Annotated in this window: 20 protein-coding genes; 8 read left to right on the top strand and 12 right to left on the bottom strand. The window is 63.1% G+C overall.

Features of this window, described 5'->3' with window-relative positions; all coding sequences use genetic code 11:
* Nucleotides 1-7: 7 nt before the first annotated feature.
* Entirely contained in the window at nt 8-2,248 is a 2,241-nt protein-coding gene (locus NKJ06_RS08625) for a mannose-1-phosphate guanylyltransferase/mannose-6-phosphate isomerase (RefSeq protein WP_352626737.1), read from the top strand.
* A 7-nt stretch (nt 2,249-2,255) separates the two neighbouring features.
* Here NKJ06_RS08625 and betB read toward each other — a convergent pair whose 3' ends face one another.
* The 5 genes from betB to betI are packed head-to-tail and all read right to left on the bottom strand — an operon-like array spanning nt 2,256 to nt 8,540.
* Complete coding sequence (gene betB, locus NKJ06_RS08620) at nt 2,256-3,719, bottom strand: betaine-aldehyde dehydrogenase (protein ID WP_352626738.1); 1,464 nt, start codon at nt 3,717-3,719, stop codon at nt 2,256-2,258.
* 58 nt (nt 3,720-3,777) lie between these two features.
* Nucleotides 3,778-5,430 (bottom strand): choline dehydrogenase, encoded by a 1,653-nt coding sequence (betA, locus tag NKJ06_RS08615; protein ID WP_352626739.1) that lies wholly within the window; start codon nt 5,428-5,430, stop codon nt 3,778-3,780.
* Entirely contained in the window at nt 5,423-6,424 is a 1,002-nt protein-coding gene (locus NKJ06_RS08610) for a threonine/serine dehydratase family protein (RefSeq protein WP_352626740.1), read from the bottom strand. Before NKJ06_RS08610 ends, betA begins: the two co-directional genes overlap by 8 nt.
* Nucleotides 6,424-7,953: a choline-sulfatase gene (gene betC / locus NKJ06_RS08605; protein WP_352809634.1), complete on the bottom strand. Its 1,530-nt coding sequence runs from the start codon at nt 7,951-7,953 to the stop codon at nt 6,424-6,426. The genes NKJ06_RS08610 and betC overlap by 1 nt, the downstream gene beginning before the upstream one ends.
* Entirely contained in the window at nt 7,950-8,540 is a 591-nt protein-coding gene (gene betI, locus NKJ06_RS08600) for a choline-binding transcriptional repressor BetI (RefSeq protein WP_352626744.1), read from the bottom strand. The genes betC and betI overlap by 4 nt, the downstream gene beginning before the upstream one ends.
* A 200-nt stretch (nt 8,541-8,740) precedes the next feature.
* Between betI and NKJ06_RS08595 the strand changes: the two genes are divergently transcribed.
* Nucleotides 8,741-9,907: an acetyl-CoA acetyltransferase gene (locus NKJ06_RS08595; protein WP_352626745.1), complete on the top strand. Its 1,167-nt coding sequence runs from the start codon at nt 8,741-8,743 to the stop codon at nt 9,905-9,907.
* 28 nt (nt 9,908-9,935) lie between these two features.
* Nucleotides 9,936-10,940, top strand: a complete 1,005-nt coding sequence (locus NKJ06_RS08590; RefSeq protein WP_352809633.1) for an asparaginase — start codon at nt 9,936-9,938, stop codon at nt 10,938-10,940.
* Between the two features lie 4 nt (nt 10,941-10,944).
* Here NKJ06_RS08590 and NKJ06_RS08585 read toward each other — a convergent pair whose 3' ends face one another.
* Nucleotides 10,945-12,321, bottom strand: coding sequence for a TIGR03808 family TAT-translocated repetitive protein (locus tag NKJ06_RS08585; RefSeq protein WP_352809632.1), 1,377 nt, complete (start codon nt 12,319-12,321; stop codon nt 10,945-10,947).
* Nucleotides 12,322-12,442: 121 nt separating this feature from the next.
* On the opposite strand from NKJ06_RS08585, the gene greA reads away from it, so the two are divergent.
* Nucleotides 12,443-12,916: a transcription elongation factor GreA gene (gene greA, locus NKJ06_RS08580; protein ID WP_352809631.1), complete on the top strand. Its 474-nt coding sequence runs from the start codon at nt 12,443-12,445 to the stop codon at nt 12,914-12,916.
* Here greA and NKJ06_RS08575 read toward each other — a convergent pair.
* From NKJ06_RS08575 to NKJ06_RS08560, 4 genes are all read right to left on the bottom strand, one after another.
* Nucleotides 12,913-13,299: a type II toxin-antitoxin system death-on-curing family toxin gene (locus NKJ06_RS08575; RefSeq protein ID WP_352809630.1), complete on the bottom strand. Its 387-nt coding sequence runs from the start codon at nt 13,297-13,299 to the stop codon at nt 12,913-12,915. The genes greA and NKJ06_RS08575 overlap by 4 nt on opposite strands.
* The gene (locus tag NKJ06_RS08570; RefSeq protein WP_023760503.1) at nt 13,296-13,526 is read right to left on the bottom strand and encodes an AbrB/MazE/SpoVT family DNA-binding domain-containing protein; all 231 of its coding nucleotides are present in this window, start codon (nt 13,524-13,526) and stop codon (nt 13,296-13,298) included. The genes NKJ06_RS08575 and NKJ06_RS08570 overlap by 4 nt, the downstream gene beginning before the upstream one ends.
* A 70-nt stretch (nt 13,527-13,596) precedes the next feature.
* Nucleotides 13,597-15,720, bottom strand: coding sequence for a methylmalonyl-CoA mutase (scpA, locus tag NKJ06_RS08565; RefSeq protein ID WP_352809629.1), 2,124 nt, complete (start codon nt 15,718-15,720; stop codon nt 13,597-13,599).
* Nucleotides 15,717-17,159 (bottom strand): methylmalonyl-CoA mutase subunit beta, encoded by a 1,443-nt coding sequence (locus NKJ06_RS08560; protein ID WP_352809628.1) that lies wholly within the window; start codon nt 17,157-17,159, stop codon nt 15,717-15,719. The genes scpA and NKJ06_RS08560 overlap by 4 nt, the downstream gene beginning before the upstream one ends.
* Before the next feature lie 279 nt (nt 17,160-17,438).
* Here NKJ06_RS08560 and NKJ06_RS08555 point away from each other — a divergent pair, with 279 nt between their 5' ends.
* Nucleotides 17,439-18,986: a helicase HerA-like C-terminal domain-containing protein gene (locus NKJ06_RS08555; protein ID WP_352659707.1), complete on the top strand. Its 1,548-nt coding sequence runs from the start codon at nt 17,439-17,441 to the stop codon at nt 18,984-18,986.
* 36 nt (nt 18,987-19,022) lie between these two features.
* Here the strand turns inward: NKJ06_RS08555 and NKJ06_RS08550 are convergent, their stop codons facing one another.
* On the bottom strand, nt 19,023-19,847 hold the full coding sequence (locus tag NKJ06_RS08550; RefSeq protein ID WP_352809627.1) for a L,D-transpeptidase: 825 nt from the start codon (nt 19,845-19,847) through the stop codon (nt 19,023-19,025).
* Nucleotides 19,848-20,019: 172 nt separating this feature from the next.
* Nucleotides 20,020-20,682 carry a haloacid dehalogenase type II gene (locus NKJ06_RS08545; RefSeq protein ID WP_352626760.1) on the bottom strand — a complete coding sequence of 221 codons (663 nt, stop codon included), beginning with the start codon at nt 20,680-20,682 and terminating at the stop codon, nt 20,020-20,022.
* A 156-nt stretch (nt 20,683-20,838) separates the two neighbouring features.
* On the opposite strand from NKJ06_RS08545, the gene NKJ06_RS08540 reads away from it, so the two are divergent.
* From NKJ06_RS08540 to NKJ06_RS08530, 3 genes are all read left to right on the top strand, one after another.
* Entirely contained in the window at nt 20,839-21,717 is an 879-nt protein-coding gene (locus NKJ06_RS08540) for a branched-chain amino acid aminotransferase (protein ID WP_352809626.1), read from the top strand.
* Nucleotides 21,718-21,824: 107 nt separating this feature from the next.
* A complete protein-coding gene (locus NKJ06_RS08535; RefSeq protein ID WP_013532667.1) occupies nt 21,825-22,424 on the top strand; it encodes a superoxide dismutase in 600 nt (199 codons plus the stop codon).
* A 216-nt stretch (nt 22,425-22,640) separates the two neighbouring features.
* Nucleotides 22,641-23,078 (top strand): c-type cytochrome, encoded by a 438-nt coding sequence (locus NKJ06_RS08530; protein WP_352809625.1) that lies wholly within the window; start codon nt 22,641-22,643, stop codon nt 23,076-23,078.
* The last annotated feature ends 7 nt before the right edge of the window (nt 23,079-23,085 follow it).

Genomic DNA, 23,085 nt, shown 5'->3' with positions numbered 1-23,085 from the left:
TAATTGAATGACCGAGCGGATTGTCAGTTTTGTCATGAGCGGCGGCGTCGGGTCGCGGTTGTGGCCGCTGTCGCGCGAGGACAATCCCAAGCAGTTCCACGATCTGTCGGGCGACGGCTCGATGCTGGCCAAGACCTTGCGCCGGCTGACGGCAAGGCCGGAAGGCCAAACGCCGATCTTCCTGATCGCCGCGGAGCGACACGCCGATCGGGTTCATGCCGATCTTGCCGGCCTCGACCTCGCGGGCGGCGGTCCGCTGTTCGAGCCGACCGGTCGCAACACGGCCGCCGCCGTCGCACTGGCGACGCTGCGCACATTGTCCGAGTTCGGCGACGGCCTGGTTCTGGTGGTGCCTTCGGACCATGAGATATCGACCCCGCGCCAATTCTGGCAGAGCGTCGAAGCCGGTACCGAGGCCGCGCGCACCGGCCGGCTGGTGGTGTTCGGCATCAAGCCGACACAGCCCGAGACCGGCTACGGCTATATCGAGGTCGCAGCCGAAAGCGGCGGCACCTTCGACGTGTCGCGCTTCGTCGAAAAGCCGGATCTCGCGACGGCGCAGAGCTATCTCAAGGCTGGAAATTTCTACTGGAACACCGGCATCTTCCTGTTTCGCGCCGGCGCCATGCGCGACGCCTTCGCGGCGTTCCAGCCTGATATCTGGCAGGCTACCGAAGCAGCCTACAAGGCCGCGACATCGGATCTCTCCGGCCTCTATATGCCGCTTGAGCTCTACGCCGCCATCCCGTCGAATTCGATCGACTACGCCATCATGGAGCGGGCAATAGACATCGCCATGGTGCCAGCCGGCTTCCGCTGGAACGATCTCGGCTCCTGGCAGTCGCTGCTCGATGTCGGCCCATCCGACAGCAAGGGCAATGTGATCGTCGGCGATGTCGTCGCCATCGACTGCGAAAACTCCTACATCCGCAGTGACAGCCGCCTGCTGTCGGCGATAGGCATGAAGGACGTCGCCATCGTCGCGACATCGGACGCCACCTTCATCGCCCCCGTCAGCCACAGTCAGCACGTCAAGAAGATCGTCGAGCAGCTCGAAAAATCGGGCCGGCTGGAAACCAGGTTCACGCCGGCGCAAGACCGCGTCATCGAAAGCGGCGCCTGGCGGCGGCGCGTGCACCACTGGCTGTTTCAGGAGACCTTGCCGCTGTGGTCGACATCGGGCGTCGACGAACGCCATGGTGGTTTTCATGAAGCGCTCGGCCTGGATGCCTCGCCGCTGATGAAGCCCAAGCGCATGCGCACCATGGCAAGACAGGTCTATGCTTTTGCGGTCGCCAAGGAGCGCGGCTGGGACGGTCCCGCTAACCGGCTGATCAGCCACGGCATCGACTTCATGGCCGGGAAGGGCCGCACCGACAAAGGCGGCTGGGTACGCACGCTGAATGTCGATGGTTCAGTCGCCGACGCCACCGAGGACGCCTACGATCATTCCTGCGTGCTTCTGGCGCTGGCGCATGCGCATATGTCGGGCAATCCCGACGCCTTGCGGCTCGGTGAGGAAACCTTCGCCTTTCTCGATGCGCATCTCGAGGACAGCCGCATGACCGGCTTCCTCGAAACGTCGGACGGCGAAGGCGAGCGTCGCTCCAACCCGCACATGCATCTGCTCGAGGCATTTCTTGCCTGGTACCAGGCAACCGGCGAGCGCGCGCATCTGCGCCGCGCGGCACGCATCATTGACCTCTTCCGCAGTCATTTCTTCGACCCGGAAAGCTGGACACTGGGCGAGTACTTCGATGCCGAATGGAAGCCGTCCGCCGGCGAGAAAGGCTCATGGACCGAGCCTGGCCACCATTTCGAGTGGGCCTCTCTGCTGGTCGATTTCGCCGGACGCAGCGGTCAGGCTGAGTTGAGCGGCTTTGCCAGGAAACTCTATGCATCTGCCATAGCGAACGGCCTCAACCGCGCCACCGGCCTTGCCTATGGCGCCGTCTCCAGGCAGGGCCTGCCGCTTGACCAGATATCACGCAGCTGGCCGCAGGCCGAGGCGATCAAAGCGGCCATAGCACTCGACGGCTCGGGCGGACCGGATCTCAAGCCCGAGATCGAGGCGCGTGTCGGCCGACTGTTCCGCTGGCATATCGACCCGGCGCCGCTCGGCTTGTGGATCGATCGCATCGACGAACGCGGCCGCTCGCTGGCAACTGACGTGCCGGCCAGTATCTTCTATCATCTGGTTTGCGCGTTGACGCAGTATCTGGACAGCACAGCAGAAAAGGTCGCTTAGGGTTGGCTCAGTACGGGCTCGCCACGTCCCCGGTCTCGACATAGATCGACTTCAACTGCGAATAGAGTGCCAGCGCCGCCAGCGAATTCTCGCGACCGATGCCGGACTGCTTGAAGCCGCCGAACGGGATTTCCACCGGCGTCAGATTGTAGGCATTGATCCAGCAGGTGCCGGCCTGCAGCTCGGCGATGACGCGGTGAGCGCGCGGCAGGTCGCGCGTGAAGACGCCTGCGGCAAGGCCGAATTCGGTGTCGTTGGCGCGGTCGATCACCTCGTCCTCGCCGTCGAATTTCAGCACGCTCATCACCGGCCCGAAGATCTCCTCGCGGGCGATGCGCATCGTGTCGGTGACGCCGGTGAACACCGTCGGCTCGACGAAGAAGCCGCCCTGGAAACCCTGCAGTGAAGGCACGTTGCCGCCGTAGGCGAGAACGGCGCCATCCTGCTTGCCGATTTCGATATAGCCGACCACCTTGTCATGCTGCGCCTTGGAGACCAGCGGACCCATCTGGGTTTCGGGGTCGAGCGGGTCGCCGATGCGGATTTTTTTGGTCCGCTCTACCAGACGTTCGACGAAGCGGTCGTGGATGCCGCTCTGGACGAAGACCCGCGTACCGTTGGAGCAGATCTGGCCAGTCGAATAGAAATTGCCGAGCATGGCGCCGCCGATGGCATTCTCGATATCGGCATCGTCGAACACGATCAGCGGTGACTTGCCGCCGAGCTCCATCGTCGCGTGCTTCATCTTCGAACCGGCCAGCGATAGCACCTTGCGGCCGGTCGGTACCGAGCCGGTCACCGAGACCTTGGCGACGACATCGTGGCCGACGAGCCCGGCGCCGACATCGCCATAGCCCTGCACCACGTTGAACAGCCCGTCGGGCAGCCCTGCCTCACTGTAGATCTCCGCCAGTGCCAGTGCTGAAAGCGGCGTGTTTTCCGATGGCTTGAACACCATGGCGTTGCCCATGGCGAGCGCCGGTGCCGATTTCCAGCCGGCGATCTGGATCGGGTAGTTCCAGGCACCGATGCCGACACAGACACCGAGCGCTTCGCGCCTTGTGTAGGCGAAGGGCCCGCCGAGATCGACGGATTCACCATTGTAGGCGGCGACGGCGCCGCCGAAATATTCGAGGCAATCCGCAGCCGACGGCGCGTCCGCCACCAGCGTTTCCTGGATCGCCTTGCCGGTGTCCAGCGTCTCGATGCGGGCGAGGTCGGCATTGCGGGCGCGCAATATGTCGGCGGCGCGGCGCAGGATGCGCCCGCGCTCGACCGGCTTCAGCCGCGCCCAGGCGGGCTGCGCCGCGCGTGCGGCCTCGACGGCGAGTTCCAGCACGTTCGGCGTCGCCGAACGCAGCATGGCGATGGTCTCACCGGTTGCCGGATAGATGACCGGCAGAGGCGCGCCGCCTTCGTCCTCGATGTAGCGTCCGTTGACATAGTGCGATGCCGTGGGCTGGGCGCGCATGGGAGATCTCCAAATCGTCTTTCGCGGCATCCGGATCGTGCAGTCACACGATCATGCTCTATCTGTCCGACGCCTGCCAGCGCGGATTGATCCATGGTTCCTGGTTGGACGGCGCCAGAGGCGTGCGGCCAAGGATGTGGTCGGATGCCTTCTCGCCGGTCATGATCGAGGGCGCATTGAGGTTGCCGTTGGTGACGCGCGGGAAGATCGAGGAATCGGCGACCCGCAAGCCGTCGACACCGATGACCCGGCACTCCGGATCGACGACGCTCATCATGTCGTCGGCGCGGCCCATCTTGCAGGTGCCGCAGGGATGGTAGGCGCTCTCGGCGTGATCCCTGATGAAGATGTCGAGGTCGTCGTCCGACTGCACGCGCGAGCCCGGCGAGATTTCCTGGCCCCGATAGGGATCGAACGCCGACTGTCCGAAGATTTCGCGCGTCAGTCGGATGCAGTGGCGGAACTCCGTCCAGTCGTCTGGGTGCGACATGTAGTTGAAGCGGATCACCGGCTTCGATTTCGGGTCCGGCGAGCGCAGCGTCACCGAGCCGCGCGACTTCGAGCGCATCGGCCCGACATGCGCCTGGAAACCGTGCGACTTCGCAGCCGCCTTGCCGTCATAACGAACCGCCGCCGGGATGAAATGGTACTGGATATCGGGGTAGTCGACGCCGGCGCGCGAGCGCACGAAGGCGGCCGCCTCAAAGTGGTTGGTGGCGCCAAGCCCGGTCTTGAAGAACAACCATTGCGCGCCGATGCGCGCCTTCGAGAACGGATTCAGCACTGAATTGAGCGTGATCGGCAGCAAGGATTCCTGCTGGATGTAGAGTTCCATATGGTCTTGCAAATTGCGGCCGACGCCGGGCCGGTCGGCCAGCACTGGAATGCCGTTTTCGCGTAAATGCTCGGCAGGGCCGATGCCGGACAGCATCAGGATCTTGGGTGAATTGATCGACGAGGCGGCGACGATCACCTCGCGTCGCGCCTTAACGACCTGAATCTGTTTGTGAGCTTCGATCTCGACACCGATGGCGCGTTGATTCTCGATGATCACCCGCCGCGCAAAGCCCTTGATCAGGCTGACATTTTTGCGTCCGAGAGCCGGCTTCAGATAGGCTGATGCCGCCGACCAGCGGCGTCCGCCGCTGATGGTTTGCTCCATCGGCCCGAAACCTTCCTGCTTCGAACCGTTGTAGTCGTCGGTCAGTTCGAACCCGGCCTGGCGGCCGGCCTCTACGAAGGCGCCGTAGAGCGGATTGCGGCGCGAGCCGCGCTGCACATGCAGTGGCCCGCCGTGGCCGCGCCAGCCATCCTCGCCACCATCCGAATCCTCCATCCGCTTGAAATAGGGGAGCACATCGGCGAAGCCCCAGCCGGCCGCACCCTCTTCGGCCCAATGGTCGAAGTCGCGGGCGTGGCCGCGCACATAGACCATGCCGTTGATCGAGGACGAACCACCGATGACCTTGCCGCGCGGCGTCGCCAGCACGCGGCCGCCGAGATGCGGCTCCGGCTCGCTGGCAAAGCCCCAATCGTAGAGGCTCATGTTGAGCGGGATCGACAGCGCCGACGGCATCTGGATCAGCGGCCCGATATCGCTGCCGCCGAATTCGATGACGATGACCGAATGCTTGCCGTCTTCCGACAGGCGATAGGCCATGGCCGAGCCGGCCGAGCCGGAGCCGATGATGACGAAATCCGCTTCAAGCATGGTTCATATGCGCCATAAAATCGGCGAGCGAGACATTGCCGCCGGTAGCCACAACAAGGACGGTCTTGTCCTTCACATCCACCTTGCCGCCGAGCAGTGCCGCCAGCGACGCCGCGCCCGACGGTTCGAGCACCAGCTTCAACCGCTCGAAGGCGATTCGCATCGCGCGCCGCACCGAGGAATCGTCGACCGTGATACCGCGGACACCGGCGGCCTTCACAGCCGCAAACGGCGCGTCGCCCGGCCGTCGCGACATCAGCCCGTCGCAGATCGATTTCGGGCCGATCGGCATCGTCTCGATGCTGCCATGCGCCAGCGACGAACCCATGCCGTTGAAACCCTCCGGCTCGACGCCGATGATCTCGGTGACTGGCGAGAGATAGTGGAAGGCGAGCGAAACGCCGCCGATCAACCCACCGCCGCCGACCGAGCAAAACAAGAGATCGGCGCTGGCGTCCTTGGCTTCGAGTTGGTCGAGCGCTTCGAGCCCGGCGCCTGCCTGGCCGGCGACGATTTCCGGGTCGTCGAACGGATGCAGCAGGGCAAGTCCTTCGGTCTCGGCGATCTCGCGTGCCTTGGCGGCGGCGACCTCTTCACGCGCTCGCTCGCCATGGTCGGTCAGCACGACACGAGCGCCATAACCTGCCGTCGCGTCGCGCTTGGCGGCCGGTGCATCGATCGGCATGACGATGGTCACGGGAATGCCGAGCGCCTGGCCGGCAGCCGCCAGCCCTTGCGCGAAATTGCCGGAGGAATAGGCGACGACGCCTTTCCTCGCCTCGTCGGCCGAAAGCTGCTTCAGGCGCCAATAGGCGCCGCGCACCTTGAACGAGCCGGCCCATTGCAGCGATTCCGGCTTGATGAAGACGCGGGCCGCCCCCGTCTCTCTGGTCAAGGCTGCCGATTCCAGCAGCGGCGTGATCTGCGTCGCCCGGGAGGTGACGGCATAGGCCTGCCTGAGATGGTCAAGGGAGGGGACGAGAAGGTCTGACATCATTCGCCTCGCGGATACCTTTTGCTCTCTTCGAGATTGTCGAGGTTCATGTGGTTTCGCATGAACCGCTCCGAGGCCTTCTGCAGGGGCTGGAAATCCCAGGGGTAATAAGCGCCGTTGCGCAGCGCCGGATAGACCACCCAGCGGCGCGCCTGGCTTTCGCGCACGGCGGCGTCGAAGCCGGCCATGTCCCAACGCGCCCGAATCTTGTCCATGAAATCAGCCACCAGGCCATCATTGGCGGGGTCGTCGGCCAGCTTGTTTCGCTCGAGCGGATCGGCTTCGAGATCGAACAGTTGCGGCGGATCGAGTTCGCAATGGACGAATTTGTATCTGCCGTCGCGGATTGCAACGAGTGGCGCGCTGGAGCCTTCCGCCGCATACTCCATCAACACAGGCGCGGTGCGCTCGATGCCCTTGGTGAGCGGCAGCAGCGACTGGCCGTCGGTCCACGGTGCGATCGCAGCGATGTCGATACCGGCGAGGTCGCAAAGCGTCGGCGCCACGTCGAGATTGGAAACCGGCGTCTCGATCAGCCCGGCGCGAACGCCCTTGCCGGCAATCATCAGCGGCACCCGCGCCGAACCCTCGAAGAAGGTCATCTTGAACCACAGGCCGCGCTCGCCGAGCATGTCGCCGTGGTCCGAGCAGAACAGGATGATTGTGTCGTCGGCCATGCGGGTGTGCTCGAGAACGTCCAGGAGCTCGCCGAGCTTGTCGTCGACATAGGAGATGTTGGCGAAATAGCCGCGCCGCGAACGACGCACTTGCTCCGGCGTGATCTCGAAAGAGGGATAGTCGCTGGCGTGGTACAGCCGCCGGGAATGCGCATCCTGCTCGTCATCCGCGATGAACCCGGTTTCCGGATCCAGCGCCTGGCAATGCTCATAGAGATCCCAATACTGCTTGCGCGCGACATAGGGATCGTGCGGGTGCGACAGCGAGACGGTGAGGCACCAGGGCCGATGGTTCGCATCATCCTGTTCGCGCGAAAGCTGATAGAGCTTCTGCGTGGCCAGGAACACGACCTCGTCGTCATACTCCATCTGGTTGGTGATCTCGGCGACGCCGGCGCCGGTCACCGAGCCCAGATTGTGGTACCACCATTCGATACGCTCGCCGGGCTTGCGGTAGTCCGGCGTCCAGCCGAAATCGGCCGGGTAGCTGTCGGTGGTCAGCCGCTCCTCGAAACCGTGAAGCTGATCCGGCCCGACGAAATGCATCTTGCCCGACAGGCAGGTGTAGTAGCCGGCAGCGCGCAGATGATGGGCGAAGGTCGGGATCGATGAGACGAATTCGGCCGCATTGTCATAGACACCGGTGCGCGACGGCAACTGCCCGCTCATGAACGAGGCACGACCCGGTGCGCAGAGCGGCGAGGCCGTGTAGTTGTTGGCAAAGCGCGCCGAACGTGCGGCCAACGCTTTCAGATGCGGTGTGTGCAGAAACTCTGCCGGCCCGTCCGGAAACAGGGTCCCGTTGAGCTGATCGACCATGACGATGAGGAAATTGGGTCGCTTCGTTGTCACTGTTTGCGCCGTTCGCCAAGTTTGGTTTCGAGATAGTCCTCGACCAGCGCGATCGCGGTCGCGGCATCAGGCACGCCGTCCTTCAGCGCCCGCCTGATGTAAAGCCCGTCGATCATCGCCGCCGTCGCTTCGGCGGCGCGGTCGGCTTCGGCTCGGGGCAAGATGCCGGTCAGGCCGCTCATCAAATTGGAGTGCAGGCGCCGCGCGTAGACCCTGAGCAGCCGGCGCAAGGCAGAGGATTTCTGTGCCTCGACATAGAAGGCAAGCCAGGCGGCGATGGTTTGCGGCTGGAACTGGATGTCGGAGAAGTTGACGGCAACCACCGCCGAGACGCGCTCGCGCGCGGTGCTGGCTGAACCAAGGGCGCGCAACGTGTCGGCGGTCAGTTCGGCCAGGATGTGGCGCATCGTTGCCAACAGCAGCTCGTCCTTGGCGCCGAAATAGTGATGGGCAAGCGCGGAGGATACACCAGCGCGCCCGGCGATCTCGGACATGGTGACGTCGAGCGAACCGCGCTCGCCGATCGCCGAGATCGTCGCGTCGATGAGCGCCTTGCGGCGCAATGGCTCCATTCCGACTTTCGGCATCTCGCTATGATCCTTTGAAGCAAGATTATTTTTTATTGACGGGTCAATCAACAAAAAAATCGGCACTGGTTTCGTCTGTACCAAGCGATTGTCCGGTTCCAGCCCTTCACGAAGCGGGCACGATTGTTTATATTTGAACAATAAATGCGAGGTGCGCCAACCAGCCACGTGCTAGGCTGGCGCCAAGGATGGAGACCGCCATGACCGCATGTATCGTTGGCTGGGCGCATTCGCGCTTCGGCAAGCTTGAGGGCGAAACGCTCGAAAACCTCATCGTCAAGGTGGCAACGGACGCGCTCGACCATGCCGGCATCGGCCCGGACGAGGTAGACGAGATCGTGCTCGGCCATTTCAATGCCGGCTTTTCGGCGCAGGATTTCACTGCCAGCTTGGTGCTTCAGGCCGACGACCGGCTACGCTTCAAGCCGGCGACGCGCGTCGAGAACGCCTGTGCCACCGGATCGGCGGCGGTCCGGCAAGGCATCCGCGCCATCGACGCCAATGCCGCCCGCATCGTGCTGGTGGTTGGCGCCGAGCAGATGACGACGACGCCCGGTCCCGAGATCGGCAAGAACCTGCTCAAGGCCTCCTATCTGCCCGAGGATGGCGAGACGCCGGCGGGTTTTGCCGGTGTCTTCGGCAAGATCGCGCAGGCCTATTTCCAGCGCTATGGCGACCAGTCGGACGCGCTGGCGATGATTGCCGCCAAAAACCACAAGAATGGCGTCGACAATCCCTATGCGCAGATGCGCAAGGATTTCGGCTACGAGTTCTGCCGCCAGGAGAGCGAGAAGAACCCGTTCGTTGCCGGCCCGCTGAAGCGCACCGACTGCTCGCTGGTCTCCGACGGCGCTGCCGCCCTTATTCTCGCCGACACCGCGACGGCACTGAAGATGCGCCGTGCCGTTGCCTTCCGCGCCAACGAGCATGTGCAGGATTTCCTGCCGATGTCGAAGCGCGACATCCTCACCTTCGAAGGCTGCGAGCAGGCCTGGACCCGGGCGCTGAAATCGGCCGGTGTGACGGTCGACGATCTCTCCTTCGTCGAGACGCATGATTGCTTCACCATCGCCGAACTGATCGAATATGAGGCGATGGGTCTGGCCAAACCGGGAGAGGGCGCCAGACTGGCGCTGGACGGCACAACGGCTAGGGATGGCCGCCTGCCGGTCAATCCGTCCGGCGGGCTGAAGGCCAAGGGCCACCCGATCGGCGCCACAGGCGTGTCCATGCATGTCTTGACTGCCATGCAGCTTGTCGGCGAGGCCGGCGGCATTCAGGTGCCGGGCGCAAAACTCGGCGGCATCTTCAATATGGGCGGTGCGGCGGTCGCCAACTACGTTTCAATATTGGACCGGATCAGGTAGAAGCAGCCCGTATTTTTTCGGGGTAGCCATGACAAATCCGGTTCTGATCGAAGTCTCGCGCGGCGCGATCGTCGAGAGCGCGCATCGTGGCGCGGTCGCAGTCTTCGATGCCGACGGCAAGCCGGTCTGGGAAATCGGCGATACGGCCAAGCCGGTGTTCCCGCGCTCAGCGGTCAAGGCGATTCAGGCATTGCCGCTGGTCGAAAGCGGCGCGGCCGACGCCTATGGCTTCGGCAACCGCGAACTGGCGCTTGCCTGCGCGTCCCATTCGGGCGAGCCGGCGCATGTCGAACTGGCGCGGTCGATGCTGGCCAAGGCCGGGCTGGACGTCTCGGCACTCGAATGCGGCACGCATTGGCCGTCCAATCATGACGCCGAGATCGCACTCGCCCGGGCCGGCGGCTCGCCAAATGCATTGCATAACAATTGCTCCGGCAAGCATTCCGGCTTCCTCTGCACATGCGTCCATGCCGGCATTGCGCACCGCGGCTATGTCAAGCCGGGGCACGGCCTGCAGGCGATGGTGCGAGACGCCATGCAGGCGGTGACGGGCGCTGTCCATGGCGCGGACGAACGTGCGACCGATGGCTGCTCGATCCCGACCTATGCGGTGCCGCTCCGGAGCTTCGCGCTTGGCTTTGCCCGCATGGCAACGACAAATGGTTTTGGTCCCGAGCGAGCCAAGGCCGCGAAGCGCCTGCTGGCTGCCTGCATGGCAGAGCCCTTTTTCGTTGCCGGCACCGGCCGCGAAGACGTCGCGCTGATGGAGGCCGCACCAGGGCGCATTTTCACGAAAGGCGGCGCCGAAGGCGTCCACTGTGCCGCAATTCCGGAACTTGGCCTCGGCATCGCACTCAAATGCGATGATGGCGCCGGCCGCGCTGGCGAAGCCATGGTTGCCACCGTTCTTGCCAAACTGTTGCGCGCTGACGAGGCCTTGGCAGCTAAGCTGACCGACCTGGCGAAAGCGCCAATCGAAAGCCGGAACGGTGCCAAGGTCGGGGCGCTGAGGCCCACCGCGGCCTTGAATTAGACCGTCAACTGACGTGATTGCGCTCGACGGTCAGATGCGGATATCCGGTATCGTTTGACGAAACGAGATCGCCTGTCGCCGGCTCGGCCCAGCGCTGGCCGACAACGGCGCCGTTAACCGCGCCGTCGATGACATTGTCTGAAATGACGGCCGTGCCGGCGCCCTCGACCACGGACACGACAATGCCGGTTCCAGCCTTGCGGATGATGTTGCCGGTGGCGACGACATTGCGCAGGTATGGTCCCCAGCCGATCTGCATGCCATAGAGCGGCGCGTTCTCGATGACGTTGTTGGAAACGGTCGTGTCGGCTTCGACGCCGATGCCGATGCCGAAGCCCGGCGAGTCGGCGGGGTAGGGGCCGCTGGTCGACAGATTGCGCACGATGTTGCCCGAGCAAACACCCATGCGGCCGCCTTCGTTGAAATTGACGATCGAGATGCCGTTGGCGGCGCCGTCGACGATGTTGTTGCTGATGATGGCGCCTTCGAACGAGAACTCAGAGTAAACTGCTGTTTCGCCCGAGCGCGAGCAGGTGTTGCCCGATATCTGCAGATTGCTGGCGCTGTTGGCCCGGATCGCCGAGAAGGCGCAGTCGGAGACGATATTGCCCGAAATGACCACATTGCCGGCCCGGAAGGCATTGATGCCATTGCCGTTCTGGCCGGTCCCGCCGCTGCGCGCCTGGATGCGTTCGACGCGATTGCCGGTGACCATGGTGCCGTCTTCCGCTGCCTGCCAGCGGTGCACGAGAATGCCGCCATTGGCGCAGTCGGAGACGGTGTTGCCCGTGATCGCCAGCCCACCGGCCTCGACCGAATAGATGCCGGCATCGGCAGCACCCGATATGTCCGAGCGCTCGACTCGGCCCGCCGCGTGTTCCAGCGCCAGCCCGTTCTTGCCGCTGCCGGTGATCTGGCAATTGTCGACGACCAGATGCGCGACCCGGCGCAGATCGAGCAGCCCTTGCGCATAATCGCCCATCGTGCGGTTCGAGCCATCGAAGACCAGCCCGCTGAGCTCGATATGGTCGGCCTGTTCGGCCATGAACAGGTGTCCGTCGCCGCCATAGACGATGCGCGTTGCTCCCGCCACGCCGGAAAGACGCACACGGCTAGGCAGCGAAAGGTTTGAGACGACATAAGTGCCCGGCGGCAGGAACACCGGCATGTCGCGGTCGTTGGCGTCGCGCAGCAGCTTGGCGAAGGCCTTGCTCTGATCGTCGAAGGTGCCGGGCTGCACGCCGAGTTCGGTGGCATTGATCGAGCCGCGCATCGAGGCCTTTTCGATGCCAGTCAGGCTTGCGGCCGCCGCCTTGCCAAGCGCAAGGCCCATGACGGCAAAGCCTGCGGTTCCGGTCAGCAGCGTTCGTCTGTTCAACATCGGCACAGAATCCCAGCGTTCAACCTTGGTGTCGCAGGAATCGTGCCAGACGCTGTGCCTCTCCTCTCGAGGGCAGAGACAATGGCTTGTCGAGCAGGCTTTCCGCGCCTAAGTTCAGGAAATGAGCAGAGCTTTTACCCGCGAGGAAGACAGCGAAAACGCCATTGCCGGTGTCGGTGAGCGGCCAATCAGCCATCACCGCAATCTTGTCACGGAGCGCGGCCTGGCGATGATCGAGGAGAATCTCGCCGATCTGCGCGATATACTGGCGAAAGCCGAGAGGAAGGCCGACCGCGAGCGCATCGCGGTGGTGTCGCGCGACCTGCGCTATTGGACCGCCCGGCGCGAAAGCGCCGAGTTGTCGGTGCCGGAACCGGGCAGCGACCTTGTACGCTTCGGCATGGGCGTCACGCTTGAGGGCGATGACGGTAGGAAGGTGCACTGGAAAATCGTCGGTGAGGATGAGGCAGATCCGGCCAAGGGTAGCATTTCGCATGTTTCGCCGATGGCGGTGGCCCTGTTCGGCAAGAAGGTCGGCGACTTGGCCAGCGTCAACGGCAAGGAATGGGAAATCGTCAAGCTCTCCGAGAGCTAGTCCTCGAGCTTGACGACATGGTCGCGGAAGAACGCCGCGGCTCCAGTCTCATCGATTTCGCCAGCGGCAACCATCAAGACCAGTTGAATGACGTCCTGCTGGTCGGCCTCGACACTCAATCCGTTGAAATAAAGAAACAGATCGGCCGCGGCAAAGGCGGTGCGTTTGTTGCCGTCAACGAACGGGTGGTTCTTGGCGATGCCGAACAGGTAGGCGGCCGCCAGTTCGCACAAATCCGGATCGCCATAGATCTCTCGTTGTCGTGGACGGGAGAGCGCCGATTCCAGCATGCCCTCATCTCGTATGCCTGCCGCCCCGCCGTGCAGGCGCAACTGCTCGGCGTGAAGCGACTCCACGAATTCCCGCGAATGATGCTCAGTCATTTCGCGAGCGCGCGGTAGGCAACCTCGTACTTTTTCATCCGCTCACGCGCGATCTTCATCTTGCGCTCGAATTCCTCGGCGCTGTCTTCGGTGCGACGCAAGCGAAGCTCTTCGCCTTCCTGAACGATGACGATGCTGTCGCCTGCCTTCATATTCAAACGGTCGAGCAACTCCTTCGGCAGGATCACGCCCTCGGAATTGCCGATCTTGCGAATGGTCGTGTTCATGATGGATATCCTGTTGCAACGCCGATTATAACTCGACAGGAGTGCTGTTGCAACGGATATTATAACAAGCCTATTGGGCGGCCAGCAGCCGGTCCAGCAAACGATCGGCCGCCTCTGGAATGACCGTGCCCGGCGGGAAGATCTCGGCAGCACCTGCTTGCAGCACCGCGTCATAGTCCTGTGGAGGGATGACGCCGCCGGCGACGATCAGCATGTCGCTGCGGCCGAGCTTCTTCAGCGCGTCGCGCAATTCGGGGATCAGCGTCAGATGTCCCGCCGCCAGTGACGAGGCGCCGACGATGTGGACGTCCTGCGCGACGGCGAGCCTGGCGATCTCATCGGGTGTCTGGAACATTGCGCCGACGGTGACGTCGAAGCCGAGATCGGCGAAGGCCGTGGCGATGACCTTCTGCCCACGATCGTGGCCGTCCTGTCCCATCTTGGCGACAAGAATGCGCGGCTTGCCGCCGGATTTCTTCTCGAAGGCGCCAAGCTTGTCCTGCAGCCCGTCGACCACGGGATGATCGCCAAGGGCCTTGCGATAGACGCCGGAAATGGTCTGCACCGTGGCGACGTGGCGACCAAAGACCCTTTCCAACGCGAATGAAATCTCGCCGACCGTAGCATTGGCGCGCGCGGCGCGGATGGCGAACTCGAGCAGGTTTTCATTGCCTTGCGCGGCTCGGGTCAGCGCATCGAGCGCGCTTTCGACGGCGGCGACATCGCGCGTGCCCTTCAGCCGTTGCAGCTTCGACAATTGCCGGGCCCTGACTTCGGCATTGTCGATCTTCAGCACGTCGACCTCGATGTCGATCCCGGGCCGATGCGCGTTGACGCCGACCAGCATTTGCTCGCCGGAATCGATGCGCGCCTGCGTGCGTGCGGCGGCTTCCTCAATGCGCAGCTTGGGAATGCCCTGTTCGGTCGCGGCGGCCATACCGCCGAGCGCCTCGACCTCCTCGATATGGGCAAGCGCGCGCGCCGCGAGATCATGCGTCAGCCGTTCGAGATATGCCGAGCCGCCCCACGGATCGATGACGCGCGTGGTGCCGGATTCCTTTTGCAGGATGAGCTGCGTGTTGCGCGCGATCCGTGCCGAGTGGTCGGTCGGCAGCGCCATTGCCTCGTCGAAGGAATTGGTGTGCAGCGACTGCGTGTGACCCTGCGTCGCGGCCATCGCCTCGATCATGGTGCGGATGATGTTGTTGTAGGGGTCCTGCGCCGTCAGCGACCAGCCCGAGGTCTGGCAATGGGTGCGCAGCGACAGCGAGCGCTCGTCCTTCGGCGAAAAATTCTTCTTCATCAACGTCGCCCACAACAGGCGCGCGGCCCGCAGCTTGGCGACTTCCATGAAGAAGTTCATGCCGATCGCCCAGAAGAAGGACAGGCGCGGCGCGAAGCGGTCGATGTAGAGGCCCGCCGCAACGCCAGCACGGGCATATTCGATGCCATCGGCAATCGTATAGGCGAGCTCAAGGTCGGCCGTCGCGCCGGCCTCCTGCATGTGATAGCCGGAGATCGATATCGAATTGAACTTCGGCATGTTCTTAGACGTGTAGGAGAAGATGTCCGACACGATCCGCATCGAGGGCTTTGGCGGATAGATGTAGGTGTTGCGGACCATGAACTCCTTCAGAATGTCGTTCTGGATGGTTCCGGCGAGATCCTTCTGCGCAACGCCCTGTTCTTCGGCCGCGACGATGTAGAGCGCCATGATCGGCAGCACCGCGCCGTTCATCGTCATCGACACCGTCATCTCGCCGAGCGGAATGCCGTCGAAGAGCTGGCGCATGTCGAGAATGGAATCGATGGCGACGCCCGCCATTCCGACGTCGCCGGCAACGCGCGGATGGTCGCTATCATAGCCGCGATGCGTGGCAAGATCGAAGGCGACCGACAGCCCCTTCTGGCCAGCGGCCAGATTGCGCCGGTAAAAGGCGTTGGATTCCTCTGCCGTCGAGAAGCCGGCATATTGCCGGATCGTCCAGGGCTGCTGGACATACATGGTCGGGTATGGGCCGCGCACAAAGGGCGGCAGGCCCGGATAGGTGTCGAGATGCGGCAACTCCTTGAGGTCGCTTTGATTGTACAAATGCTTGGCGACAAGGCCTTCCGGCGTCGTCCGTTGGCCTTTGACCTCGACGGGTGCGCGGCGCGGCGGGACCCAGCCGATCTGGCTGAAATCGGGGATCAAGAGGCGACTCCGATCGATTGGTCGATGCGGACCGGAAACAGCGGCTCGCAGACGGCAACGCCTTCGGTGAAGGCGGGCCGCCGTTCCGCAGCCAACGTCTCGACCGGACGTTCGCTTTTCAGCGGGTAGAGCGTGGTGCCGATGATGCTCCGCTCGCCTGCCCGGTAGGCCGCATTGCGCTGCGCTGCCGCGGCGTGAACGCGCTTCTGGATATGTCCGTCCCGAAGGCTGGACAGGATGCCGCCCTCGGCCTCGATTGTTTGCAATTCCGCCCAGGCAATCTCGCAGAGTTCGGCGGTCAGCGCTTCGACCGCGCCGGAACCATAGGCGGGATCGGCGACATGATCGACATGGCTTTCATTGGCCATGATCAGCTGCGCGTTGCGGGCAACGCGACGCGCAAACCCCGCCGGCAAACCATGCGCGATCGTGTGCGGCAGGATCGATATCGAATCGGCACCGCCGGACGCCGCGGCAAAGCAGGCAATCGTGGTGCGCAGGATGTTGGTCTCCGGATCCATCGCCGTCATCATGCGAAACGACGTCTCGGCATGGATATTGGCCGTGGAATTGGGAATCGAGCAGGCCTCCTGCACCCGTGCCCAGAGCCTGCGCAGCGCCCGCACCTTGGCCATCGACAGCAACTGGTCCTGGTCGACGCTGAGCGCAAAGCCGATATGGGGTGCGGCATAGACAAGCGGCTGCCGCGCCGTCTCGAACATTCTGAGGTAGGAAACCGCCGAAGCCAGCATGATGCCAAGCTCTTGCGCTTCCGTCGCGCCGGCGTTGTGGAACACACGCCCGTCCGCTTCCAGCAGCACGCCTGGAACGCCCATCGAGAAGAAATGCGCCAGCGATTGCGGCATCGAGGCCTGCAATGCCTCGATCGACATGCGCAGCCGGCCGGTTCCGGCGAAGATTGCGGCCGGATCGATGCCGAAGGAGAGGTTGAGCTTTGCCGGGTCGGACCGGCGCTTACTCAGGAACGCCACCAGCCAGTCGGCCACGGCGCGGCTCCAGGGATGGGCGTCGATGCGAACCTGGATGCGGTTGAGCGGTACGCCGTCCAGCACCGTCTCCAGCGCTTTAGCCGTTCTCGGCAGGCCGTAGCCGAACGCGTTCGGTGCGCCTTCGAAGACAAGCGACAATCCCGTCGCGCCTTGTGCCACGTCCTCCAGAGCCTGGGTCCTGGCGCGGTCGATATCCGGATCGTCGATGCGCTGGCTGACGATCCAGGGCGATTTTGGATTTGCGCGCACGATCGGTTCCGCCGCGGTGCTGCGGTCGTAGAGCGGTTCGATGCGGATGTTGTCGTCGGTATGCGAGACCAGCTTCTCCTCGAAGGATGCGCCGGCCAGCGCCTTTTCCGCCAGGGCCAGCCATCGCTGGCGCTCGGCGTTCTCGGGTTCGACATCCCTGGTCAAGGCTCCGGCACCCATCCGTTTTCCTCGTTTTATGCGGCCACACCAGCCTGGAGCAATTCAGTCTAGGGTCCCCGGTCCGATATCGCAATGCAATGCGCTTTCAGCGGCCGAATTCGATCCATCAGATATAGGTCGACCTGCGTGGACGAACCATGAACGATTGCCAAACACCTGCAAAATTCGCAAGCTCCAAAAAGCCGATTTTTAGGATCGGCATTGTCGCTGTGCAACGGCCTCACTATACCTGCGGCAAGGCCACTGGCTTTAACACATCAGTTTGCGGAGACCGGACATATGGCTGACGACACCAGTATTTTCATCGGCGCCAGCCGCAAGCCCGACGACAGCTATCAACGTGCCGAGCAGCTGTTGCTGCAATATGGGAACCGTCATGGTCTGGTGACGGGCGCCACCGGTACCGGCAAGACCGTCACCTTGCAGATACTGGCCGAAGGTTTTTCCAACGCCGGCGTGCCGGTTTTCTGCGCCGACATCAAGGGTGATCTGTCGGGCATCGCAATGATGGGCACGGCGCAGGATTTCCTCGTCAAGCGGGCCGCACAGGTCAAGCTCGACCCGTATGACTTCCAGGAATTTCCGGTCATCTTCTGGGACCTGTTCGGCGAACAGGGTCATCCGATCCGCGCCACGGTCTCGGAAATGGGCCCGTTGCTGCTGTCGCGCCTGATGAACCTGACCGAGGCGCAGGAAGGCATCATGAACATCGCCTTCCGTCTGGCGGACGAGGAAGGCCTGCTGCTGCTCGATATGAAGGACCTGCAGGCGCTGCTCGCCAACATCGCCGAGCGCGCCGACGAGATCGGCTCGCGCTACGGCAATGTAACGAAGCCCTCGGTCGGGGCCATCCAGCGCACGCTGCTGGTCCTGGAGCAGCAGGGCGCGGCAAACTTCTTCGGCGAGCCGGCACTGCGCATCGCCGACATCATGCGCACCACCCGCGACGGGCGCGGCGCCATCAGCGTGCTTGCCGCCGACAAGCTGATGATGAACCCGCGGCTCTACGCGACCTTCCTGTTGTGGCTCATGTCGGAACTGTTCGAGGTGCTGCCGGAAGTCGGCGACCCCGACAAGCCGAAGCTGGTGTTCTTCTTCGACGAGGCGCATCTTCTGTTCGACGAAGCACCCAAAGTGCTGATCGATCGCGTCGAACAAGTGGTCCGTCTGATCCGCTCGAAAGGCGTCGGCGTCTATTTCGTCACGCAGAACCCTTTGGATATCCCTGAAAAAGTTCTCGCCCAGCTCGGCAATCGCGTACAGCACGCGCTGCGCGCCTATACGCCGCGTGAGCAGCAGGCAGTGAGGACGGCGGCCGAAACGTTCCGGCCAAATCCCGATTTCGACTGCATGACCGCCATCACCCAGCTCGCCACCGGAGAGGCGCTGGTCTCGACGCTTGAGGCCAAGGGTATTCCGTCCATGGTGCAGCGGACGCTGATCCGCCCGCCATCCTCGCGGCTTGGGCCTATAACGGTGGCCGAGCGACAAAAGCTGATCCAGGAAAGCCCGGTCGCCGGTCAGTACGATCAGGTCGTCGATCGTGAATCAGCCTTCGAGATGCTGCAGAAAAAGGCCAAGGACGCGCAGGATGCCGAAGAGCAGGCGCAGCAGGCCGGCAGCGGCGGCTCGCGCTGGACCATCCCGGGCTTCGGCAATGACGATCCGGCACCGCAATCGGGTGGCAGGCGCGCGCCTGCGCCGCGCCCGTCCAATCGCCAGACCGTGGCCGAGGCGGCGATCAAGTCGGTGGTGCGATCCGTCGGCTCGTCGGTAGGCCGGGCGATCGTGCGCGGGATATTGGGCAGCTTATCGAGGGGGCGTTAGGACTTGAGACAGCGGCGTTGCCGCTGCCTCGTTGGCTCAGAAGATCGAGTCGGTGATTGCCTTCACGGGGCCGAGCAGCACCGATCCGTCCGGCACACCGGCATCGATCGGAATAGCCTTGCGGTTGGCCGTCGCCACTACCGGCTGGCTGGCGTCGCTGGTCACGACGACCGGGGTCTTCGACGGCACGCGATCATAGAGGTCGATGATGTCCTGATTCATCAGGCGCACGCAGCCTGACGAGACCGACTTGCCGATCGACTTCCATTCCGGCGAGCCGTGCAGGCGGTAGAGCGTGTCCACGTTGCCCTGGAAGAGATAGAGCGCACGCGCGCCGAGCGGGTTCTTCAGCCCGCCGGGCATGCCGCCATTGTCGGCGCTGTATGGCTTCAGTTCCGGCTGCCGGGCGATCATTTCATCCGGCGGCGTCCACTTTGGCCATTTCTGCTTCCACTGGACGACGGCATCGCCGGACCATTCGAAGCCGGCGCGGCCGAGACCGACACCATAACGGATTGCCTGGCCGCCCGGGCGAACCAGGTAGAGGAAATGGCCGGTGGTATCGACGACGATTGTTCCCGGCTTCTGCCCGGTCGGGTCGGGAACGATCTGGCGCAGGAACTGCGGATCGATCCTGTCGAAGGGGATGGCCGGCAAATCGAAGCCGCCATCGCTGACGGCCGCGTACATCGTCGCGTAGTCGGCGAACGGCGGCTCGACATAGGTTGGCGGCGGGGGTTCAACCGGCCCCGGTCCGGTGGTCGCACATGCTGAAACCGCGATCGAGGCGGCGCCCAGTGCTGCGGCGTTGAGAAAGCCGCGACGGCTCAGGCGATAGGATTCGATTTCGGTTTTGGACATGGTTGCCTTCTTTAAGTCTCAAATCGCAACAAAGCGTCAATGCGCCGACCGTTGCGCGGGTGCCTGACAACACCTGGGGCGATAGGCGGTTCCGATTCTGGCCCGAACGTGGACAAACAAAGGCGAAGCTGTGACCGCGTCGCCACTGTGGCGCCAGGGACACAGGTGCGTCTCAGCTGCCTGGCACCAAAGCTTCGAGCGACGGCAGGATCAGGGCCGGCGGGAAGTCCCGGTATTCTTCGGGCTGGTTGGAACGGTTGATCCACACCGTGCGAAAACCGAATTTGGTGGCGCCTGCGATATCCCAGCGATTGGAGGACTGGAAGGAAACCGCGCCGGGGTAGAGGCGCCAACCGGTGGCGACCATGTCGTAGACCGCCGGATCGGTCTTGAAGCGCTGGACCGTATCGACGGAATAGATATCGTCCAGAACCTGGTCGAGCGCGGCGGATTTGACCGCTGCCTGCAGCATTTCGGGCGAGCCGTTGGACAGGATCGCCAGTCTCGCTCCCGAAGCCTTGAGCGCCTTGAGCACGGCCGGCACTTCCGGATAGCAATCCAGCCGCCAGTAGGCATCCAGCAATGTCGCCTTGAGGCCGGGATCGGCCGAGGGAACTTTGCGCAGGGCGAAATCGAGCGCCTGTTCGGTCAACTGCCAGAAATCGGCATAGGCGCCCATCAGCGTGCGCACCCAGGAATATTCGAGCTGCTTGGCGCGCCAGATCTCGGACAACAATTGGCCCTCCGGCCCAATCCGATCGGCATGACGGCGCACGGCGGCATGCACGTCGAACAGCGTGCCATAGGCGTCGAAGACATAGGCGGCGTATTGCATGACAACAGTTTTGAGGGCAGGCGCGACAAGGTGCAAGCCTTGATTGCAGTGGCTCCGGCGCTGGCCTCAACAAAACTCCTCGATGCCGGTTGACGGCGCCCGCCAAAGCATCTTCCAATGGCTGTCACAACAGACCGATTGAGACGGGACAACACGATGACACTGGCGGCTGCGGCGCAATCCGCGACATGGACTTTCGTCGATGGTGATTGGCACGAGGGCAATGTCGCCATTCTGGGGCCGCGCAGCCACGCCATGTGGCTCGGCACCAGCGTGTTCGACGGCGGCCGCTGGTTCGAGGGCGTCGCGCCTGACCTTGATCTTCACGCCGCCAGGGTGAATTCTTCGGCGATTGCACTCGGTCTCAAGCCGTCGATGACCGCTGACAAGATCGTTGGGCTGACGTGGGATGGGTTGAAGAAATTCGACGGCAAGACGGCGGTCTATATCAGGCCGATGTACTGGGCCGAGCATGGCGGCTATATGGGCGTGCCGGCCGATCCCGCATCGACCCGCTTCTGCCTTTGCCTCTATGAATCGCCGATGATCCCGCCGACCGGCTTTTCGGTGACCGTGTCGCCGTTCCGGCGCCCGACCATCGAAACCATGCCGACCAACGCCAAGGCCGGCTGCCTCTACCCCAACAACGGCCGCGCCATTCTCGAAGCCAAGATGCGTGGCTTTGACAACGCAATGGTGCTCGACATGCTGGGCAACGTCGCCGAGACCGGAACCTCGAACATCTTCCTGGTCAAGGACGGCCATGTGCTGACTCCGGCGCCGAACGGCACCTTCCTGTCCGGCATCACCCGCTCGCGCACGATGATGCTGCTTGGCGAATATGGCTTCAAGACCACCGAAAAGACGCTGTCGGTGCGCGATTTCCTCGAAGCGGACGAAATCTTCTCGACCGGGAACCATTCCAAGGTGGTGCCGATCACGCGTATCGAGGATCGCAATCTGCAGCCCGGTCCGGTGGCCAAGAAGGCGCGCGAACTCTATTGGGATTGGGCGCATTCGACTTCCGCCGCCTGAGCGGATAAAAAGGCGATCGGCGCTTCATTCCGGAGTTGCCCCAACCCATTCCAGACCTATCTTAGTCCGGTATCGACACCGGATTTTTCCACGAGGGAGTACTATCGATGGCTTTTGAATTGCCCGCTCTGCCTTACGACTATGAGGCGTTGCAGCCTTACATGTCGAAAGAGACGCTGGAATATCACCACGACAAGCACCACAAGGCCTATGTCGACAACGGCAACAAGCTCGCTGCCGAGGCCGGCTTGGGCGATCTGTCGGTCGAAGAGGTGGTCAAGCAGTCGTTCGGCAAGAATGCCGGCCTCTTCAACAATGCCGCCCAGCACTACAACCACATCCATTTCTGGAAGTGGATGAAGAAGGGCGGCGGCGGCAACAAACTGCCGGGCGCCCTGCAGAAGGCGGTCGATAGCGATCTCGGTGGTTATGACAAGTTCAAGGCCGACTTCATTGCCGCCGGCACGACGCAGTTCGGCTCCGGGTGGGCCTGGGTTTCGGTCAAGGACGGCAAGCTGGCGATCTCGAAGACGCCGAATGGCGAGAACCCGCTCGTCCATGGCGCGTCGCCGATCCTCGGCGTCGATGTCTGGGAACACTCCTACTACATCGACTATCGCAACGCCCGGCCGAAATATCTCGAGGCGTTCGTCGACAGCCTGATCAACTGGGACCACGTGCTGGAGTTGTACGAAAAGGCCAAGTGATCGATTTTCAGAAAAGCCCCGGCATCTGAACTGGCCCCCGAAGGTTGATGTCCAACTTTCGGGGGCCAGTTCACATCCCCGGGGCTTTTCTTTTTCTGCGTCTAAGTTCCCGCAACAGCAAAAGTTTGCCAAAAAATCATCCAGGGAAGGGAATTTTCCCCCTGTAGCATCCGTTAACGTCCTGTTCCGAAACGCCTTCATCACGGAGCCAATTGAATGAGAAAGCTTGTTATCGCCATCTCTATGCTCGCCCTCGCGGCGTCGGCGGCCTTTGCCGACCCGATCCTCGATCGGCAGGCTCTGATGAAGGAACGCGGAAAGATCGCCGGCGGCCTGTCGAAAGTGGTCAAGGGCGAGGAGCCTTTTGACGCCGCGGCGGTGCTGACGTCACTGCAGGCCTTGCAAGCGAATGAGGAGAAATTGGATGTCGACGCGCTGTTCCCGGCAGGCAGCGACACCGGCGATACCACGGCGTCGCCGAAGATTTGGGAAGACATGGCTGGCTTCAAGGCCGCCAACGACAAATATCTGGCCGACATCAAGGCAGGGATCGCCGCCGCTCCTGCCGATGTCGATGCGTTGAAGACGCAGTTTGGCACCATCGCGTCCAATTGCGGCACCTGCCACCAGACCTATCGGGTGAAAAAAGGCTGATAGCGGG

Source organism: Mesorhizobium sp. M0293, from assembly GCF_040321735.1.
Taxonomy (GTDB): Bacteria; Pseudomonadota; Alphaproteobacteria; order Rhizobiales; family Rhizobiaceae; genus Mesorhizobium.
The sequence above is the reverse complement of the archived record's forward strand: the minus strand, read 5'-3'. Positions and strand labels throughout refer to the sequence as shown.

What these genes read in the sequence shown, in the direction of transcription:
- NKJ06_RS08625 (WP_352626737.1), top strand. Translation starts at nt 8, where the DNA reads ATGACCGAGCGGATTGTCAGTTTTGTCATGAGCGGCGGCGTCGGGTCG.
- betB (WP_352626738.1), bottom strand. Translation starts at nt 3,719, where the DNA reads ATGCGCGCCCAGCCCACGGCATCGCACTATGTCAACGGACGCTACATC.
- betA (WP_352626739.1), bottom strand. Translation starts at nt 5,430, where the DNA reads ATGCTTGAAGCGGATTTCGTCATCATCGGCTCCGGCTCGGCCGGCTCG.
- NKJ06_RS08610 (WP_352626740.1), bottom strand. Translation starts at nt 6,424, where the DNA reads ATGTCAGACCTTCTCGTCCCCTCCCTTGACCATCTCAGGCAGGCCTAT.
- betI (WP_352626744.1), bottom strand. Translation starts at nt 8,540, where the DNA reads ATGCCGAAAGTCGGAATGGAGCCATTGCGCCGCAAGGCGCTCATCGAC.
- NKJ06_RS08595 (WP_352626745.1), top strand. Translation starts at nt 8,741, where the DNA reads ATGACCGCATGTATCGTTGGCTGGGCGCATTCGCGCTTCGGCAAGCTT.
- NKJ06_RS08590 (WP_352809633.1), top strand. Translation starts at nt 9,936, where the DNA reads ATGACAAATCCGGTTCTGATCGAAGTCTCGCGCGGCGCGATCGTCGAG.
- NKJ06_RS08585 (WP_352809632.1), bottom strand. Translation starts at nt 12,321, where the DNA reads ATGTTGAACAGACGAACGCTGCTGACCGGAACCGCAGGCTTTGCCGTC.
- greA (WP_352809631.1), top strand. Translation starts at nt 12,443, where the DNA reads ATGAGCAGAGCTTTTACCCGCGAGGAAGACAGCGAAAACGCCATTGCC.
- NKJ06_RS08575 (WP_352809630.1), bottom strand. Translation starts at nt 13,299, where the DNA reads ATGACTGAGCATCATTCGCGGGAATTCGTGGAGTCGCTTCACGCCGAG.
- NKJ06_RS08570 (WP_023760503.1), bottom strand. Translation starts at nt 13,526, where the DNA reads ATGAACACGACCATTCGCAAGATCGGCAATTCCGAGGGCGTGATCCTG.
- NKJ06_RS08560 (WP_352809628.1), bottom strand. Translation starts at nt 17,159, where the DNA reads ATGGGTGCCGGAGCCTTGACCAGGGATGTCGAACCCGAGAACGCCGAG.
- NKJ06_RS08555 (WP_352659707.1), top strand. Translation starts at nt 17,439, where the DNA reads ATGGCTGACGACACCAGTATTTTCATCGGCGCCAGCCGCAAGCCCGAC.
- NKJ06_RS08550 (WP_352809627.1), bottom strand. Translation starts at nt 19,847, where the DNA reads ATGTCCAAAACCGAAATCGAATCCTATCGCCTGAGCCGTCGCGGCTTT.
- NKJ06_RS08545 (WP_352626760.1), bottom strand. Translation starts at nt 20,682, where the DNA reads ATGCAATACGCCGCCTATGTCTTCGACGCCTATGGCACGCTGTTCGAC.
- NKJ06_RS08540 (WP_352809626.1), top strand. Translation starts at nt 20,839, where the DNA reads ATGACACTGGCGGCTGCGGCGCAATCCGCGACATGGACTTTCGTCGAT.
- NKJ06_RS08535 (WP_013532667.1), top strand. Translation starts at nt 21,825, where the DNA reads ATGGCTTTTGAATTGCCCGCTCTGCCTTACGACTATGAGGCGTTGCAG.
- NKJ06_RS08530 (WP_352809625.1), top strand. Translation starts at nt 22,641, where the DNA reads ATGAGAAAGCTTGTTATCGCCATCTCTATGCTCGCCCTCGCGGCGTCG.